The organism is Paenibacillus sp. CAU 1782 (assembly GCF_054551715.1).
In genome coordinates this window covers 26,453-43,863 of sequence record NZ_JBTOLL010000015.1, presented here as the reverse complement: position 1 = coordinate 43,863, position 17,411 = coordinate 26,453, and the positions used below count along the sequence as shown (strand labels likewise).

Here is a 17,411-nt window from a genome sequence, read left to right as displayed (position 1 = left end):
ATCAGTCCCTTATATTGAAATTAATGATCTTCAAAAAAGCACTTCACAAAATATCATTATTTCTTTTCTTTTAGATTTACAACCATTGTAATTGATGTTCCAACCCTTCCCACTTCAATAAATCCAAATCTTCGATAAAGATGTTCAGCAGCATGATTTAACGGATCAACGCTAAGTGATAGCTTCTTAATTTCCTTCTTCTTGGCCTCCTCAAATAATTCGTTTAATAATGCAGTTCCTATTCCTTTCCCCCTGAATTCACTTAATATTGCCATTCCTAATTCAGGTGTGTCTTTATCAATATATCCGAATCCTTTGTTGTTCTCATTAAAATATCGAGCTGTTATTGAACCGATAGACTGATCTTCATGATTAATCGCTATAAATCCAAAATCCCCCTCTTGTCCCCAACCATCAACATACTTTGAAATGAATGGATCTCGAATAATATCTTTACTGAACGGTTCCTGACCTTCTGAAACAAATAATGATTCATATAACATCTCCCATAGAAATGTAATATCATCTTTTCTAATTGGTCTAATAGTGTATTGAATCAGTGATTTCACCTCATATTATGTTTTCAAGTGTTTCGTCTAACATTATATGTTAACGACGCTCGACGAAGTCGAGTGTGTCCACAGCAACCACTTCTTCGAAGCCAATTCTGGGGCCGAGGGCGAACGCCCGATGCGTGAATATGATGTTGTGTGGTGCCAGTGTCGTCCAGTGTCGTCTTCGAAATGCTTACTATCCGCATTTCTTAAGACTCTTCATGTACTACAATCATATTTCCGGTTGGATCAAAAAAACGGAAGAACTTACGTCCTTCTTCGTCAATAACTGGTAAGCCATTACCTTCATAATCAGATCCAGATTCTTTAATTGAAGCAATTACCTGATCTATGTTCTCTACTTCTATACCTATTGTTGGAAATGGCTTTCCATCAACGGTAAATGTACTTGTAGTTTTATCATCCGTCTTCCATAGATTTATATTAGGTCCTTCGTTTAATTCAATAATTGCAAACACTCCAAAATCAGCCGCAAGTGTACCCCCCAAACAATTAACATACCAATAAATTGAATCTTCCAAATTATTTACAGGAACTTGAACATGACTGATAAATTTCTTCATCATTTTTCACTCTCCTCTTAGGTTTAATGATCTTACACTAGTTTCACATAACGTTTTTTGTTCACGAGCCCGAAAGGCTTAAGCTGCCGATCAATCAAGCGTAGCGATTGATTCTTGTCGGGTGGCTCCGCCACTTAGCCTTGCAGGGTTGTCCGGCTGAATCCGCTTCCTTGCTTCTCAACTTCAGCCGGACCGAGGAGCGGATGCGACGATGCGTGAACAGGGTGTTATACGCTGGTTCATTCTCCTTTGAAACACCATTACATTGCTTGATCTTCCATTGGGTTGTACAATTAATTCATAAGTTCTTATCGGAGGTGTATAAGCTTGAAGTGGATTAATATTCGTGATCAGTTTCCAGATTGTTGGGTTCTTGTTGAGGCATTAACGTCTCATTCAATTAGTAACAAAAGAACAATAAATGAAATGTCTGTAATATCTAATTATATCAATCCTAAAGAAGCTTGGGATACTTATAAAAGGTTACACTTCTCAGATCCATCCCGTGAATTGTATGTCTTCTATACTGGCAATGAACATATTAAAGTTATTGAACAACCATTCACTGGAGTTAGGGGTCTTCAATGAAAATCAAATTAGTTAACGGTCTTCCTATTGTTCCTCTAGTTCTAACATACAATCATAAGTCTATTATTCTAAATAACGTCCTTCTGGACACAGGTTGTGCCACTACTATTTTAGATACAGATTCTGTAGAACCTATTGGTTTAGATCCAGACTTTATTAATGGAAAAGCAGTAAGAATGTATGGCGTTGGCGGCCAAAGTGAATTATGTTACCAACAGAATGTTCAACACCTAAAAATTAATCACATCCTTCTTGAATCATTTACAATTCAATTAGGTTTGACTAAAGAGCCTTATGGATTCCATGCGATTCTGGGTGTTGATATTCTTTCCTCATTCGGTTTAAAGATACGAGGGCGAATGCCCGATGCGGGAATATAGTGTTATGTGATGCCTGTGCCTCCCTTGATTCGCTCCAAAATCCCCACAATTTTCAATCCTTCAATTTCTTTACTATTAATATTATAAATCTCTTTTATTCTTTCTTGTTTTTCCAATAGTGAATCATCAGTCCAGCAAAAATCATACATCGATGATTCATCGGAGATAAACATTTCGTAGTAGTCCATTTCAAAGATATCTTTAAAGAATTGAAATGCCTCTATATCAAGGTTGTCTATCCTTGCTACACTAGCAAACTTAATTTGCACTTTTGTTCCTGGCCTTGGTAGTTCATGACCTTCTGATTTATAAACATCAAATTTTTCTTTAAGTTTTGCATACGCCTCTTTTTTGAATGTCCATCACCATTCATCCAATACCAATTAATGATCCTAGCTTCCCAAGGAAACATAGTTAGATTTGTATCAGAAAGATCTCGAATTTCTTGCTGCCTATACTCGATAGGGTAATCATTAAGAGTCCACTTAGTTTTAAATTGTGAAAAAACTAATTTGTATATCCTCTTGATTGGTCTTGATATTGCAGCTAACCGATTCATTAAGTTCAACTCCTTTAAGTATTTGCACAGGTTTCACATAACGTTTTTGTATTCACGAACCTTCACTGCCTTAAACGACCGGAGGGAGTGGCCGCGACGCCGTTAGGCAGTGCAAGGTTGTCCTGCTGAATCTGCTTCTCTGCTACTGAATTCACTTCTTCTAAACCAGCTTCTTCTTCTTCGGCCGGACCAAGGAGCTGGAGGCGACGCAGCATGAATACGGTGTTATCTGCTGTTCGCACCTTCTTCGAGACTACTAGAAATCCTTTATTTCAATTCTATTTCCTTCTGGATCAATAATAACTCCTACAGTCCCCCAATCAAATTTAAGTGCTTCAACTTTTACTTTTCGGCTTTCAAGTTCTTTTACTGTTGTATCAAAGTCTTGCACTTCTATTCTTATAACAGTAGGGTTTTGAGCCCTATTCTTTTCATTCAAATTCGATACACCATTATTTTCAATCATTAAATAACTTCCACCAAAATCAAGTTTTGAGAGACCATCTTTTTCCTCTCTGACCTTAAGTCCAAGTTGCTCTGTATAAAACGAAACATTATTTTCGTAATTTTCTAAAAATAAAATGAATCCAGTTTCTTTTATATTCATTTGGTTTTATCTCCTTTGAACTTAATAGTCTATTACGGTTTTAGTCTTGCGCGAATTGCAGATAACGTTTTTTTCACGAGCCCGAAAGCCTTAAGTGACCAGCGGGAACGGGTCGATAGACTTAGGCTTACAGGGTTGTACGGCTGACTCAGCTTCCTCGCTTCTCAACTTCTGCCGGACCGAAGAGCCGATGCGACGATGCGTGAACATCGTGTTATCTGAAGGAACAATCCTCTCTGGAACACCATTCATTCTAATCAGTTAAATAAATTCTTCAGAAATAAAAAAATGATTCATAAGATGTTGGTCTATTGTTAAAGCAATTTGTCTCAGTTCATTATTCATTTGATTCACTTGTTTTAAGTCTAGTTCAACAGAATTTCCGTGAGCAATTTGATTTCTTAGATCTCTTATGGTGTGATACTTTTTCACTTGTTCCTCTTCCAACTCTAAGTTAAATACTCGTTTCATATATTTAGGAATATCTACTGATTTTAAATTGCCTAACTGTTCGATCAACATCTTTATCCCAAAGGAAGAAAATAGTTGACTAGGAAAGACAAAGTCTGCTGCTATTAATGTTCTAGACGAAGATCTTTGTCTGTCTCGATGGTTAGGAACTCGTTTATACAGTGCAACTTTTTCTTTTAGATACTTTTCATATTGATTATTTATCGCTAACTTATTTTGCTGTTCTGCGCGCCCCTCAAAAGCATCAGAACCACCATGAAAATCAATTAACTCCCTTACTATGTCGATTACAAAAGCTTCAAAATAGCTAAAAGATGATAATAAAATATACTTACACAATTCTGGCTTATAGTTTTGTGCTTGTCCGCGAATTTGTTCAATAGAATTTGAAACCTTAAAATAGTCAGGACTAGGTAAAGAGGGTATCTGCTTTTTTTGCACTAAACTCGCTTGTAATTTCATACAAGGGACAGCCTGGCAAACTACATAAACAAAATCAAAAGATGATTGAATTTGCTCTTTTAACTTCATATATGAGGCTGAATTCATCGGTACTCTGGGCATTCAATTACTCCCTCTTTTATTCTATTTTTCTTTCAGATAACGTTCTTGTATTCACGAACCCTCACTGGCTTAAGCGCGTATGCGCGGGTCCGACGGACTTAGCCAGTGCAGGGTTGTTCGGCTGATTCCTCTTCCCCAAATCCCTCTTCCGGACCGAGGGCCGGATGGGCCCGATGCGTGAATACGGTGTTATCTGATGCCACACACTTCGAAGCAATTCTTAATATCCGTCTAAATTAATCCAATTATATCAACCTTATTTACCTCAACATATTTAAAAAGATATTCAAATAAGTCATTATCATCACGATACAAGTACAGCTGTCCAGCCAAGATTTCAATTGAATTTATTATGTTAATACTCTCTCTCCCATGTGTTCTGGAAAAGCTGGATACCTGAAATTCTTCAAGATTATTGACGTTAGTTCTTAATGAACTTACATTAATTCCATTTGAATTTAATAAGTTTTTGATGCTCTTCATAATATTGAAATCTTTATCTGCTAGTATTCTTTCAAGCGCATCAATAGTTTGATCAAAATATGCGCCACTTGGGTTCTCTAAAAAACCTAATATTCCGTTCATAGATAACTCTGTATCTAGATTAATTAGTAATACAATGTCCCTGAATACGATTGGCACTTGATCGAGTGACTTCCTTAAGTGAGCATATTCTTTACCATATATATTAATTGCAATATGTCCCACTATATCTTCACCAGACATTGATAGGATATTATCCATTGGAAGTAATCTATTAATTAGATCTTTAGTATTCATCATTCTTCTTCGATCACACTCACTTATTAATAATTTCTTGTGTGGTTTCAGATAACGTTTCGTATATTCACGACGCCCGGCGAATGCCGTCCGGCTGATACAGCTACCCTGTCAATATCCTCTGCCGGACCGAGGGGCGAATGCCCCGATGCGTGAATATGGTGTTATGTGAAGTTCATGACTTCTATGAATTAACAAATCAAAATTTCTATTATTTTGTTTCAAGTTCTGTCCATTCCTTAAATGTCCTAATTATCTCTTGTAGATTTTTCACTCCTCCATAACCTTTAAAAACCCAATTTTCAACTCTACAGTGAATCCAATCAGTTTCACTTCGTTCAATATCAATTTGTTTAAAATACTTTTCTTCTAGTTCTGTTTCTTCTAAAGATATTTCTAACACCCAACCTGGGTTATCTATGGTATCTAGCTTTATTCCATTTGTATGTTCCCAATCTTCATTGCATTGACGTTCATACCATTCCTCAATCCATTCTAAGTAGTTAATCGTCTCGACCTTCCTTCTTTCGGTATTCGTTGTCTATCGCACTTCATGAATTTCACATAACGTTTTTTGTTCACGAGCCTGAAAGGCTTAAGTTGCCGATCAATCAAGCACAGCGATTGATTCCTGCCGGGTGGCTTCGCCACTTAGCCTTGCAGGGTTGTCCGGCTGAATCTACTTCCTCGCTTCTCAACTTCTGCCGGACCGAGGAGCGGTTGCGACGATGCGTGAACAGGGTGTTATAAGATGTTCCCGCCTTCTTCGAGTGCGCGAGCAAGATCCTTTATCCAGTCCTTATTGCCATTGGTCTTTATCATGCTTTCTAATAACCATTGTTTTGATTGCTTGTCCTTCATTCGTTCTAAATAGATCTTAAAATCATGTTCATCTTCAGTTCTTGTACCTAGGCTTTTAAATAATAATTGCCATGCCGGATTTACAAACGGTCTTTCAAGACTTCCTTTAATAAAATTGTTTATGTGCATTTTTATATTTCTATTCTTTCTAAAGATTACTTCATCTTCAATTAATTCTGTAGCGAGTATTTCAATAAAGTCTTCATCCTTAAATAAATGTAAGCAATACCTTGGTAGATCTAAATCACTTATAGACTGAAATGGTTCTAATCGACTTTCCCCAGGTATTGCCACTTGAATTTCCCAGTCATGAAAATAAGAAATAACGTATTCTATATCGCTTCTAAAAATACAAATATCCATATCTTTATGGGTTCTTGTGACTTCACCAATAGCTAGATCGATTGTCCAACCCCCTGCAATAAACCAAGGCCTATTAAAAGATTTCATTAACAATTCGACTTTGTCGAGATCAGGAGAAATTATTATTCTCACCTCATTATTTGAACTTAAGGCTCTTGCGGGGATTTCTTATAACGTTTTGTATATTCACGACGTCCGGCGAATGCCGGGTGTGTCCACAGCAACTACTTCTCCGAAGCCGCTTCTAGGACCGAGGGCGTAGCCCGATGCGTGAATATGGTGTTATAAGAAGGATATGCCATCTCGAAAAGCTAAAAGACTCTTTTCAAATTATTTGTTGTATCATATAAATGCAATTTAAAAGTTCTACTGAATCCCTCTAATCCTGGGAACAATGAATCCGGTGTAATATTCATCAATCTTAAATTTCTAATACATTCAACAATCAATGACTTACTAACAATATACTTATATGCAACAACTTCACCTTTTTCATCAACCCCATTCTCAATATCATATTGAGAAAGTAAATAATCTAATGTTCTATAATTTGAACTTGGAACCATGAAAAGTCCTTGTTGTTTCAAAATCCGTTCATTACTTATTTGTGGCTCAAAGGGATATACAAATAAATTTTTTTGACTCACTTGAATGAAAAGTTTGTTTAGTAAAAGCTCTGTTTTTTTGAAGTTTAACTTGTTTTTTTCTCTAATATATTCTAAATTAATTGCATATAATGCAAAATCTTCTTTGGCATTTTCAACTCCAAAGAACAATCCAATAAATGGAGAAAATGTCCAATCAACCATTCGTGTAGGCGCTCCATAATGTTGCATTAATGACAACCACTCAAGTTTATTATTTGTATACTCATTATTCGGTTCATCTTGTATTAACTTAATAATATCCAAATGGCTATCTGGGTTTATGGTCAAGTAAAGATGTGATTGTGATTTAAACATTCTTATTAACTCAACTTTCGCAGCTTGAATTACCGAATAACCCCTTGATGTACAAGGGCAAATCAGCCATCCACTGCTGGAGTTGACACCATACATTCTGTTTGTCAGCCTTGCTCGATGCACTAGCCAAGTTTAAGAATAACGTCATCAGTTGTCCAAGTGCAGTTTGGTAGTCTAAATCACGAACTTCATCCGCATACAAGAAAAACAACCCACCAAGCGAGCGTGTATCTCCGGTTTGCCGTCGCTCAAACTCCATCACCAAGTAACGGCTAAATACGACGGTCGTATGGCTGATGAGCATATCAAAGGAACGGCCTTGAAACTCGGTTCCTAGTTTCAAATAGCTTTTGGTTACTTTGAAAAACGTCTCGATGCTCCACCTCATGCCGCAAATGCGAACAATCTTATTTGGCTCTAAAGTTAGATCCGTACTGAGAATGGTCAGCCCTTCACGCCGCTTATTGCGGTTTTGAACGAAGACGAGTTTAACCAGCATACCGCAAGAAGACCGGACAATAACCGAACCATGACAAAGTCAATAGGGGCAAGTTGAAGCCGTCAGACCAGCCAAGCGTTAGCAAGGTATATCCTTTGGTAAATCGACCGGTTGCATGGTCGAACACACGAGCAAGCAGTTCCGCCTTCTTGCTGCGATTCCGCTGAAGAGTGGAGTCGTCCAAAATGAATACTTTTACACGCTTGGCTGATGTAAGCGCGGCAAACTGCCGAACCACCGTAAAGCTAAGCGAATGAAGAAAAACTCGCCATGCATAGCTTGAATGATTCAAGAAACGGTAGACCACATCTTTGCCTGGCAATGAAGTGCCGCGGCTGCTCTCCAGCAGTCGGAACCAATTCTTCCCTTCAAACACAAGCGAGAAAAGCAATTGAAAAACAGCAAGCGCAGAAAGGCCAAACGACTTGCGAATGCCAGCCTGGCGAAGGAGATGACCAATTTTTAAAGTGTGAAAAACAGTTGAAAAACGAGACTGGTCATACAGGGAACGATGGTGTACCATAGATTTACACACCTTTCTTTGTTTGCATGGTTGCTCGACACTTCCATGATACCAAACGAAGAAGGTGTTTTTTTGTCAAGTCAAGGAAAAAACAGGCTCAATTCTTACATCCGCAAGGCATTCAAGCTAATTTGCAGCTGCGAAAGTTGAGTTATTAATTCTTTTTCATATATATTCTTTTTCTTTTCCCACTCTCCACCATTACTATTTATTAAATCTTTTGCCCTATCTAGCTCTCTAAATAGACTGGACGTTATATTCCATTCTTTTGACGCTTGACCTCTAAAAATCCATTTTTTTGACTCTAAGTTAAGTACAGAAGAATAGAAATGATGCCAGTTCTCTATAATTATTTCTTTCCACATTTTTCGAATCTCCTTATTATTCAATATGTATATCTTTCTTATAACGTTTTTTTGTTCACGAGCCCGAAAGGCTTAAGTTGCCCATCAATCAAGCGTAGCGATTGATTCCTGCCGGGTGGCTCCGCCACTTGGCCTTGCAGGGTTGTCAGGCTGATTCTGCTTCCTAGCCTCTCAACTTCTGCCGGACCGAGGAGCGACAGCGACGATGCGTGAACATTGTGTTATGTGAAGTATGAAATCGCTTCTGCGACTCACTTACAATTCAGCATTTTTCATTATTAAATAACGTTTATATTCTGGATAATCAGTCATCCCTTTAACTTTCATCCAATCAAAATATGATGGATTTTTCCTAATTACATCTTCAATTCTCTCACCCTTATATTTACCAAAGGTCATTACTCCGATAAAAGATTTTAATGCATCAATCATCTTTTTAGTATTTACAGCAAAAACTTCTCGATTTTTATAAGTTTTAATAATTCTATCGTCATAAAAATACTTCTCCATTTCTTCGTCTCTTTCATCATTTAATAAATCAATAAGCAATCTAAATTTCCCTTCATTTAAATAATTATCAATCAAATATACATTTGCCCCAATATCAAGCATTGCAATTTGACACTTTAGATATTCTTCTAATGAAGTTAATTCTAAATATTTATTTAATTCATTTTCGTTATAAGTAGATATTTCATCGTCATAATTCGCAATAAATAAAGCAATATTTCTCCTCATTAAAGATCTCCTTTGAATTCATATTTCACAAAACGTTTTTTGTTCACGACGCACGGCGAATGCCGGGTGTGTCTGGCTGATTACGCTCCCCTGCCTACTACTTCTACCAGACCGAGGAGCGTCCTCTTTTTTGTTTTGGCAATTGCACATAACGTTCATGTATTCACGATCCAGCACATGCTGGGTGTCCGGCGTATGCCGGACCAAGGACGAATATCCGCAGCGTGAATATTATGTTATGTGAAGTATTCTTTCTTCATTGAACTACATTGCACTATTTTTTGATTACGATGGAATTATAGAATTTCTCAAAACTATTATCTTTTTTGATTAAGTCATCAATTTTAATGGAATCAACAATACCTTTGATATATTGTTCAACAGTTTGATTGGATCGCTGAGCATTTCGCTGCATATAGTCTGATATTCTATCTGGTAATTCATTAAATATCCAAGTCTCAATATAAGGATCTGTAATAATAATGTTGTTAGGTTTTAAATGTGCCTTTTCTATAAAGAATTTCATAGTTTTATCTATTTCACCATCTGAATCAACAATAACTAAGATATCTGCATCAGAATCTACCTGTGACCTTACTGAATTAATAACTTTAGGCATTACATATTTCCCCATGGCGACAACTATAGTTACTCGTTTAATAGGTTTATCTTTTATAATTTTTTTCATGAGTCCTAACAGTATCTCTCTATCCCTATTGCCTTCGCATATTAATATTATGTCGGTGTTAATCTTATTTATCTGATTTTCAGACACAATACTTCCGGAAATAGATTGATAACTTAATACTTGAGGTAGAGTAGGTTCTATCGTTTCCTTTAAATCATTTTGTATACTTACTGAGTTATACGGGAAGAAAACTATACCTTCCTCAGCAGCCTGTCTCAATTTAGTAGTTAGTACCTTCCTAAATCCATACTCTTCTTTTACACAAACTTCAAAGTCCTCTTTATCAAATAAAATAACATTTAAAGTTTTCCCTAGACTCAGTGCGTCAACAGCATCCTTGCTATATCCTGATAATGAAATGAAAATACCTATAGTTCCTAAAAGCTTCCCATCTACTTTCCCCTTAAATTGATATATAGATGATGCAGGAAGTTCTACACTATGCCACTTTAGTTCAAGCAAATATACCTTATCCCCTAACAGAAAGGAACCATCGATTTCTTCTCCTTCAGGTCTATATCGCATTCTAGGTTCAAGCTTTTCTAAATCTAGAAGTTTCTGAACAAGAACTTCTAGTTCTCTTCCTCTTTGTCTATACCAATTTCCATCAGCATCTTTTGGTGGGGCTGCTAATTTTTCATATTGATCTATGATTTCTCTTTTCATTTCTTCCTCCTTGTTTATAAGAATTTTTCACATAACGTTCCTGTGTTCACGACGCTTGGCGAATGCCAAGTGTGCCAGGCAGCTCCTTCTTCCCCGAAATCCCTCTGCCGGACTGAGGACGTATGCCCAATGCGTGAATATAATGTTATGTGAGGTTCTATTAGAAAGTTATATTTACTCAGTTCTTTTAGGGATTCTTTTCATTATTTCCTCCCTGATTTTCAGCACCATTTTCTCTGATGGATATATCTTTTTATCAGGAAAGTCAGTTAGATTAGTACTCCATTGATAGGCGTAAAACTCAGGAGAGCGTTCAATAAATTCTGCGAGTATTGGATTCACTTGAGGATCGCCAGAAGCTTGAATATGCATAACAACCTTATCAAATATTTGTATCAGAGCAATGCCATGCTGCTTTGCATATTCCGCTGCTCCGCTTTGAAAACCAGAAGTAGAAATTAATATTCCTTTGTGTGCTCCTAAACTTCGTACCTTATCCGCTAAAACTACGATTTTTTCACGTTCTACAGGTCTTGTATAACGCTTACACTCAACAATTACCTTAAAACTTACGGACAAGGCGATAAATTCAGCCATAATATCTATTTGATATTCTCCATCACTGGTCTGAACTTTTTGATTATGAAGTATTGAAAAATCCTTAAGCATTTCAGTTTCAGCATATGCCTTCAATACTTCAAGACAATATTTTTCAAAATCCGTAGCTGAAATGCTAGCGACAAATCCACGGTATGGGTTTATTTCCAACACCTACTTTCATTTCTATGATGTTATCAACTTAAATTTTATTTTTATTTTTCAGTCTTTAAAGCACTTGATAGAATTTTCACATAACGTTTTTTGTTCACGAGCCCGAAAGGCTTAAGCTGCCGATCAATCGAGCACAGCGATTGATTCTTGCCGGGTGGCTCCGCCACTTAGCCTTGCAGGGTTGTCCGGCTGAATCTACTTCCTCGCTTCTTAACTTCTGCCGGACCGAGGAGCGTATGCGACGATGCGTGAACATGGTGTTAGGCGAAGTACATGCTTACATCTCTTTAAACAAATCGTTTTGTTTCAGCAATTTTGAAAAGTGATTAATTCTCGCAGTAGTAAATGCTACATTGTAAATTGGTGTTGAATATTCACCAATTAACTCAACAAGAACAGACTCCCCTACAATTGTAGTTTTCACTTTATTCCCATAGATATCTAATCCATTTACGTGAAGAAACATCATTAATTCTTCAAAAGGAATTAGTGAATTATATTGATATTTTTGGGTCAGCATTTTGTTTACTTCTGGTTTTATTAAAAGGTTTATACTAAACTCAAATTTTTTACTCTCTCCTTCTTCAATCTTTATAGGATACTCAATTTCTTTACTATTAACAGTGACCTTATTAATCAATTTACTGTAATAAAATGAACTATCTCCGACCAATTCTTTTAGATCATGATCGATAATTGAAATAGTTCTTTTTGAATTATTCGATACCAATACCTCATAATTCAATGGGATAATTGCTTCTCCTAAATTGCCAAGGTTCATTTTTTGATATAAGACTTTTTCTTCATTTGAAATGCCAATTAATCTTATATCTATTAATTCCATTTCGTCTTTCTTATCCTTTTGGACTGTATAGTATGTATTATATATCCAACTAAAAACTGAAAATAACAATGCAATGCATGCAATAATTAAAGTAATCATTTCATTCGTAGTAAACCTTCTGCTCATAAATTAGTATTTCTCCTTTAGTTTTGTGTATTTCGCCTAACGTTTTTATCTACGTATTTCGCTAAAAACTCTATACCTGCGGTTTTTCGCGAACTTGTTCGTGAATACCCCCACCCTGCAGTAATTCACGCCCAGCACACCTGTAAATCCACATCATTTCTCCAACTATTCACCCTTCATCAACCCATCTAACGGACTACGAATCCGCCGAACATCTTTTACGCTTACATGCGTATACCGTTCTTCGTTTTACTACTCTGGTGGCCCAGGAGCTCCTGAATATATCGCAGGTCGGTTCCACCCTCCAACAAGTGCGTGGCGAAGGAATGCCTTAGAGAATGAACGCTAACCGGTTTATCAATTCCCGCTTCGCTTTTGCATCGCTCAAATAGCTTCTGCACACTCCTCTCCGTCAAATGCCTTCTCCCATCCTGGCCCGGGAATAGCCACTGATCTGCACTCATACCCGCTGCATATTCCTTGACCACAAATCCTGCCGCATCAGAGAGCAGCGTGACACGATCCTTGCGCCCCTTGCCCTGCCGAACAGTGATGGCTTTACGCTCAAAATCCAAATCTCTCATTCGCAGCCTGACTACCTCGCCAACCCGAAGTCCCGCGGAATATAGCAAATACAGGAGTACTCGATGCTTGGCATTTTTCACTACCCTCAACAGAGCAAGCATATCTCCTGAAGACAATACGTTTGGCAGCTTCCGCTCCTTTTTAGGCCGTACAAACGATGCTCCCTGTTTCTCTCCCAGCACATGCGCTGAATAAAACTTGAGAGCACTAATAGCCTGATTGACAAAAGAATGCGATCTCCCCTTCCCAAGCAGAGCAAGCGAATAGTCCTCTATACTAGACAAACGACTTTCGCCCTCAGCTTTAAATGCTTCAAATCGCTTTACATGCCCACAATAAGCCTTGATGGTACGATGGCTATAGCCACGCAACATTAATTTCCTTGTCAAATCATCCATAGCAGCTTTCTCGCTATACTCATTTGTTCCATTTGCGCCATTTGCTCCATCTCGAAACTTCTCTCGCTGCCGTTCCTCCACCTTTTCAATCCAAAAAGGGCATTCCTCCATCAAGGCTTCCTGAATCTCAAAAGAGTCGGCACAGGAAACCACCAACTCCCACAATTCCTCTATACAGGCAATCGTATAAGGCACAGCCCAGGCTCGCTCCGCCGGCTGCCATTGTCGGTTTTTAAGTCCCTTAATAGCCTGCACATCTGCCGAGCTAAACCGTTCCATTTTGACAAATAACAAGAAATCATCCTTTTTACCTACAAAAACATGCATATTCTCCCATCTCCCCTCAGTATACCAAAATTATCAAGCGCTAACAGAAAAAAAGAGACCCTCCGTTTGCTTGTCAGCAAACGTAAGATCTCCAATGCTTTTGGATATTCGACTCTCCGGCTCTACCACGAAAGGCGCAATCGCTTATCCATATATTTTACATTAATCCTTACAAGGATCAAGCCTTTGCGGAAACATCAGCCGGTCCTGTAATATCAACAGCTGCTTTCTTTTCCAGCAAAGCAACAGATCTCATCCTGGCTACAACCACCCCAAGCCCAATAACGGACACTCCCGCTACCATGAACAAAAGCCCAATTCCGCGTCCCGGGCCAGTGCCAATTAATTGCCCTACCGTCGAAGCCAAACCGCCGCCTACTTCCAACAATGGATTAAATACGTGGTCGGCAAGAGGCCCGGCAGACGCATATGCCAGCACGTAACCCAGCTGCGACACAACCCCGATAATGCCCCATGCCCTGCCTTGCGCTTCATTTGGGATATTCGTTCGAATCAATACATCCGCCCCCGTATTAACAAAAGGCATGGCAGCAAAAAATAGGAATCCCGCTGCGGCAATCAGCCATACATTGGCGGACACTCCGATCAGGGAAAAGAACAGCCCCGCAATCAGCAGCCCGCCGGATAACATGCGCACGTAGTGGCGGCTTTTGCTGAACAGCCCGATAAACAAGCTGCCAAGCAGCAACCCCGTTGCGCTGACCGATTGAACGATACCAAGCGTTCGCGCATCGGATAGCGGAAGCACCATCGGGGTATACAATGTCTCCAGAAAACCCATATAAAATGTGATCGCAGTGAGCAGCAGCGTCAGCATCAATACCCCACGATTGGTTACGACCAATTGCCAGCCTTCCCGCAATTCGTGAGCCATTTGAACAATGGGCTGACGTTTGGTTTTTTTACTCTTCGAATTTGTACCCTGCTGCCCGGCTTTAGCGGACTTGGCGCCAAAGCTCCTGCGAACAGCCGTAATGGTCAAAAAGATCACAATAACCGTCGAGATATCCAGCATGATTAACACTTCTACTTCCACCACTCGCAATAGAAGGCCCGCCACAACGGGCGAAATCAAAAACTTGGCCGCTCCGGCCAGTTGAACCATCCCGCTGGCCTTGGCAAAATGCTCCTCCGTCAGCAAATCGCTTATGCTGGCCCGATATGCTGGTTCCGTCAAGGAAGCGAACATAGAGCTGAATGCAACAGCTGTGCAAATTTGCCAAAGCGCCGCTTCACCTGTAGCCAACAGGAACAACAGATAAGCCAACCCGATAACCGCTCCGCCGTCTCCGACCAGCATCATGAGCCTTCGGTCAAAACGATCCGCCAAAACGCCGCCCACCGGCGCCAACAGAATAATAGGCAAAAATGCGCTTAGTGTCACCATCGAAACAGCCGTAGCGGATTGCGTTTGCTGAAACACATACACCCCAAGCCCAAAAGCGGTTAACCCGCTGCCAATACTGGACACGAACTGTCCCACCCATAGGATCAAAAATGTGCCAAACGATTTATTATTCATAAACACAACATCCTTTCTTCCTGCTCTTGTTGCCCAATGGTCTTTTGTCTTTTTTTGCCTCAACCTTTGCCTTTACAAAACACTCGACCGACAGTCGGTCTATAAGATGATAGTAAAACGCCGGCTTCATCTTGTCAAGATGAAAACCGGCAATTGCGCAATCTATTCTTTTAACAGCGGCAGTCGAAAATAGAACCGGTTCCCTTCCCCATCCTGGGAAGAGGCCCCCATGACGCCGCCGTGTTCTTCAATAATATATTTGCATATGGCGAGCCCAAGGCCGGAGCTTCTTCCGTCGCCGCTTCGGGAAGAGTCTGCCCGATAGAAACGATCGAAGATATGCGGCAAATGCTCAGGCGCAATCGGTCGGCCGTTATCTCGGACCGTAACCTCCAGCTCCGAACCGGAAACAGACGCATCAATGAAAATAACGGCTCCCGCCCCGGCATATTTGACGGCATTGCCGACTAGATTATCGAACACCTGCGTTAGTCGAACAGGGTCCGCCATCAACTTACCCTCGGGAAACGGCCTGCCCACAATAAGCTTGGCACTTTTTATGCCGACAAAAGCGCCACCGTCCTGCAGCCCGCTTCCAGCGTCCGCTACCTTCACCGTTGGAAGCGCGCTTCGATCCCCCCATCCACTTTCCGAATACTCGCCGGCTCCCTCAAAAAACTCCTTTTCCAGCGGGGCCATCAGAGACTCCAGCAGCAGACGGCTGTCATACTCCTGAAAGCTAATCGGCAAGTGGCCGGATTCCAGCTCGGAGAACTGGAACAGGTCCTCCATCAGCTCGTCCAGCTTGTCCGTTTTGTCTCGAATGACGGTCAGATAGCGGTCGAATTGGGCTTTATCCCTGGCAACGCCGTCTTTTAGCCCCTCCACGTATCCTCGAATGGAGGACAGCGGCGTCCTCAAATCATGCGAAATACTCGCAATGAGATCATTGCGAGCCTGCTCATAGGCTTGCTGATTTTGCGCGGATTCGACCAGACGCTGCCGCATTAACTCAAACATCGAGCTAAGCCGGCCCATTTCATCATCCGACCGGTAGGCAACCTGGAAATCCAGATTGCCTTGTACGATCTTTTCGGCCGCCACCGTTAACTCCTTGAGCGGATTCAATACTTTTTTCTTAATCATCCTTGCCGTTAGCAGCGTGCAAACCATCAAGGGCAGAACCACCATCGCCACCACTGACAGCGACACGCTAAAATACTGAGGCCCCTCCTGCGAATCACTGCCGGGGACAACGGCAAAAGTCGCAAACGGAATAACCAGCAGCGGCAGCAGCAGCAGCACAATAAGCGAGGCTAACAGCTGAAATGTAATTCCCCGATATCTCATCGCGCCCCTCCATCGAATTTATACCCGACTCCCCGGACAGTGAGCAGATAAGCCGGATTGGCGGGTTCCCGTTCAATCTTTTCGCGCAGCTTCCGGATATGTACCGCCACCGTATTCATGTCCCCATATTCGTTCATGCCCCAAACGCCGGCGAAGATTTGCTCTCTCGTAAACACCTGATTGGGATTCAACGCCAGAAATCGCAGCACCTCGAACTCTTTTGCCGAAAAATGAATCTTCTCCTCCTCCACCCGTACCTCGTATCCCTTCAAATCCAGCTCAAGTCCGGGATAACGCAGCACATCCGGCGTATGGGAAGGCGTCGCAAGACCGTTGAACCGGCGAAGCTGCGCCTTGACTCTGGCTACAATTTCACCTGGACTAAAAGGCTTGACCACATAATCGTCCGCTCCAAGTCCCAAACCCAATACCTTGTCGGAATCGCGTTTTTTGGCGCTGAGCATGATGATGGGCACATTCGAACGCCCGCGCAAAATCCGGCAAATCTCCATCCCGTCCAATCCGGGAAGCATAATATCCAGAATAACCAGCTGGGGCTTGTACAGCTCGAACAGCCGGAGCGCCTCCTCCCCGTCGCGGCACAACACCGCTTCGTACCGCTCCAGCTCCAGATAATCCCTTAACAGCTCGGCAATTTCTTTTTCGTCCTCGACAATCAGAATCCGTTCCTTTGGCATGACCGCATAGCACCTTT

General features: G+C 40.6%; 20 protein-coding genes and 1 pseudogene. 2 read left to right on the top strand and 19 right to left on the bottom strand.

Annotated features, from left to right (window positions below; genetic code table 11):
- Positions 1 to 56: 56 nt before the first annotated feature.
- The gene (locus ACX93W_RS21610; RefSeq protein WP_459394445.1) at positions 57 to 569 is read right to left on the bottom strand and encodes a GNAT family N-acetyltransferase; all 513 of its coding nucleotides are present in this window, start codon (positions 567 to 569) and stop codon (positions 57 to 59) included.
- 194 nt (positions 570 to 763) lie between these two features.
- Positions 764 to 1,141 carry a VOC family protein gene (locus tag ACX93W_RS21605; RefSeq protein WP_459394444.1) on the bottom strand — a complete coding sequence of 126 codons (378 nt, stop codon included), beginning with the start codon at positions 1,139 to 1,141 and terminating at the stop codon, positions 764 to 766.
- Between the two features lie 324 nt (positions 1,142 to 1,465).
- Here ACX93W_RS21605 and ACX93W_RS21600 point away from each other — a divergent pair, with 324 nt between their 5' ends.
- Together ACX93W_RS21600 and ACX93W_RS21595 are read left to right on the top strand one after the other, a co-directional pair.
- Positions 1,466 to 1,726: a hypothetical protein gene (locus ACX93W_RS21600; protein ID WP_459394443.1), complete on the top strand. Its 261-nt coding sequence runs from the start codon at positions 1,466 to 1,468 to the stop codon at positions 1,724 to 1,726.
- Positions 1,723 to 2,106 carry a pepsin/retropepsin-like aspartic protease family protein gene (locus tag ACX93W_RS21595; RefSeq protein ID WP_459394442.1) on the top strand — a complete coding sequence of 128 codons (384 nt, stop codon included), beginning with the start codon at positions 1,723 to 1,725 and terminating at the stop codon, positions 2,104 to 2,106. Before ACX93W_RS21600 ends, ACX93W_RS21595 begins: the two co-directional genes overlap by 4 nt.
- Before the next feature lie 2 nt (positions 2,107 to 2,108).
- Here the strand turns inward: ACX93W_RS21595 and ACX93W_RS21590 are convergent, their stop codons facing one another.
- The 17 genes and pseudogenes from ACX93W_RS21590 to ACX93W_RS21510 form a co-directional block, all read right to left on the bottom strand.
- Positions 2,109 to 2,375 carry a hypothetical protein gene (locus ACX93W_RS21590; protein ID WP_459394441.1) on the bottom strand — a complete coding sequence of 89 codons (267 nt, stop codon included), beginning with the start codon at positions 2,373 to 2,375 and terminating at the stop codon, positions 2,109 to 2,111.
- A 546-nt stretch (positions 2,376 to 2,921) separates the two neighbouring features.
- Complete coding sequence (locus ACX93W_RS21585; RefSeq protein WP_459394440.1) at positions 2,922 to 3,272, bottom strand: VOC family protein; 351 nt, start codon at positions 3,270 to 3,272, stop codon at positions 2,922 to 2,924.
- A gap of 261 nt (positions 3,273 to 3,533) precedes the next feature.
- Positions 3,534 to 4,307, bottom strand: a complete 774-nt coding sequence (locus tag ACX93W_RS21580) for a HEPN domain-containing protein (protein WP_459394439.1) — start codon at positions 4,305 to 4,307, stop codon at positions 3,534 to 3,536.
- 231 nt (positions 4,308 to 4,538) lie between these two features.
- Positions 4,539 to 5,090: a DMP19 family protein gene (locus ACX93W_RS21575; protein WP_459394438.1), complete on the bottom strand. Its 552-nt coding sequence runs from the start codon at positions 5,088 to 5,090 to the stop codon at positions 4,539 to 4,541.
- Between the two features lie 208 nt (positions 5,091 to 5,298).
- Positions 5,299 to 5,577 (bottom strand): immunity 53 family protein, encoded by a 279-nt coding sequence (locus ACX93W_RS21570; protein WP_459394540.1) that lies wholly within the window; start codon positions 5,575 to 5,577, stop codon positions 5,299 to 5,301.
- A 254-nt stretch (positions 5,578 to 5,831) separates the two neighbouring features.
- Positions 5,832 to 6,443: a nucleotidyltransferase domain-containing protein gene (locus ACX93W_RS21565; RefSeq protein WP_459394437.1), complete on the bottom strand. Its 612-nt coding sequence runs from the start codon at positions 6,441 to 6,443 to the stop codon at positions 5,832 to 5,834.
- A 179-nt stretch (positions 6,444 to 6,622) separates the two neighbouring features.
- Entirely contained in the window at positions 6,623 to 7,273 is a 651-nt protein-coding gene (locus ACX93W_RS21560; RefSeq protein WP_459394436.1) for an FRG domain-containing protein, read from the bottom strand.
- 10 nt (positions 7,274 to 7,283) lie between these two features.
- Positions 7,284 to 8,295 (bottom strand): annotated as a pseudogene (locus ACX93W_RS21555) (transposase).
- A 104-nt stretch (positions 8,296 to 8,399) separates the two neighbouring features.
- Entirely contained in the window at positions 8,400 to 8,660 is a 261-nt protein-coding gene (locus tag ACX93W_RS21550) for a hypothetical protein (RefSeq protein WP_459394435.1), read from the bottom strand.
- Positions 8,661 to 8,915: 255 nt separating this feature from the next.
- A complete protein-coding gene (locus tag ACX93W_RS21545) occupies positions 8,916 to 9,398 on the bottom strand; it encodes an exodeoxyribonuclease X C-terminal domain-containing protein (protein ID WP_459394434.1) in 483 nt (160 codons plus the stop codon).
- 274 nt (positions 9,399 to 9,672) lie between these two features.
- Positions 9,673 to 10,752, bottom strand: coding sequence for a restriction endonuclease (locus tag ACX93W_RS21540; RefSeq protein WP_459394433.1), 1,080 nt, complete (start codon positions 10,750 to 10,752; stop codon positions 9,673 to 9,675).
- 174 nt (positions 10,753 to 10,926) lie between these two features.
- Positions 10,927 to 11,523, bottom strand: a complete 597-nt coding sequence (locus tag ACX93W_RS21535; RefSeq protein WP_459394432.1) for a restriction endonuclease — start codon at positions 11,521 to 11,523, stop codon at positions 10,927 to 10,929.
- Positions 11,524 to 11,800: 277 nt separating this feature from the next.
- Complete coding sequence (locus ACX93W_RS21530) at positions 11,801 to 12,493, bottom strand: hypothetical protein (RefSeq protein ID WP_459394431.1); 693 nt, start codon at positions 12,491 to 12,493, stop codon at positions 11,801 to 11,803.
- Between the two features lie 224 nt (positions 12,494 to 12,717).
- A complete protein-coding gene (locus ACX93W_RS21525; protein WP_459394430.1) occupies positions 12,718 to 13,803 on the bottom strand; it encodes a tyrosine-type recombinase/integrase in 1,086 nt (361 codons plus the stop codon).
- A gap of 178 nt (positions 13,804 to 13,981) precedes the next feature.
- Positions 13,982 to 15,346 (bottom strand): MFS transporter, encoded by a 1,365-nt coding sequence (locus ACX93W_RS21520; RefSeq protein WP_459394429.1) that lies wholly within the window; start codon positions 15,344 to 15,346, stop codon positions 13,982 to 13,984.
- Positions 15,347 to 15,508: 162 nt separating this feature from the next.
- Positions 15,509 to 16,696 (bottom strand): sensor histidine kinase, encoded by a 1,188-nt coding sequence (locus ACX93W_RS21515; protein ID WP_459394428.1) that lies wholly within the window; start codon positions 16,694 to 16,696, stop codon positions 15,509 to 15,511.
- On the bottom strand, positions 16,693 to 17,394 hold the full coding sequence (locus ACX93W_RS21510) for a response regulator (RefSeq protein ID WP_459394427.1): 702 nt from the start codon (positions 17,392 to 17,394) through the stop codon (positions 16,693 to 16,695). Before ACX93W_RS21510 ends, ACX93W_RS21515 begins: the two co-directional genes overlap by 4 nt.
- Positions 17,395 to 17,411: the final 17 nt, after the last annotated feature.

Coding starts and splice junctions, on each gene's coding strand:
- ACX93W_RS21575 (WP_459394438.1), bottom strand. CDS start 5,090: ATGATGAATACTAAAGATCTAATTAATAGATTACTTCCAATGGATAAT.
- ACX93W_RS21550 (WP_459394435.1), bottom strand. CDS start 8,660: ATGTGGAAAGAAATAATTATAGAGAACTGGCATCATTTCTATTCTTCT.
- ACX93W_RS21520 (WP_459394429.1), bottom strand. CDS start 15,346: ATGAATAATAAATCGTTTGGCACATTTTTGATCCTATGGGTGGGACAG.
- ACX93W_RS21515 (WP_459394428.1), bottom strand. CDS start 16,696: ATGAGATATCGGGGAATTACATTTCAGCTGTTAGCCTCGCTTATTGTG.
- ACX93W_RS21540 (WP_459394433.1), bottom strand. CDS start 10,752: ATGAAAAGAGAAATCATAGATCAATATGAAAAATTAGCAGCCCCACCA.
- ACX93W_RS21560 (WP_459394436.1), bottom strand. CDS start 7,273: ATGTTTAAATCACAATCACATCTTTACTTGACCATAAACCCAGATAGC.
- ACX93W_RS21525 (WP_459394430.1), bottom strand. CDS start 13,803: ATGCATGTTTTTGTAGGTAAAAAGGATGATTTCTTGTTATTTGTCAAA.
- ACX93W_RS21545 (WP_459394434.1), bottom strand. CDS start 9,398: ATGAGGAGAAATATTGCTTTATTTATTGCGAATTATGACGATGAAATA.
- ACX93W_RS21530 (WP_459394431.1), bottom strand. CDS start 12,493: ATGAGCAGAAGGTTTACTACGAATGAAATGATTACTTTAATTATTGCA.
- ACX93W_RS21585 (WP_459394440.1), bottom strand. CDS start 3,272: ATGAATATAAAAGAAACTGGATTCATTTTATTTTTAGAAAATTACGAA.
- ACX93W_RS21595 (WP_459394442.1), top strand. CDS start 1,723: ATGAAAATCAAATTAGTTAACGGTCTTCCTATTGTTCCTCTAGTTCTA.
- ACX93W_RS21580 (WP_459394439.1), bottom strand. CDS start 4,307: ATGCCCAGAGTACCGATGAATTCAGCCTCATATATGAAGTTAAAAGAG.
- ACX93W_RS21510 (WP_459394427.1), bottom strand. CDS start 17,394: ATGCCAAAGGAACGGATTCTGATTGTCGAGGACGAAAAAGAAATTGCC.
- ACX93W_RS21605 (WP_459394444.1), bottom strand. CDS start 1,141: ATGATGAAGAAATTTATCAGTCATGTTCAAGTTCCTGTAAATAATTTG.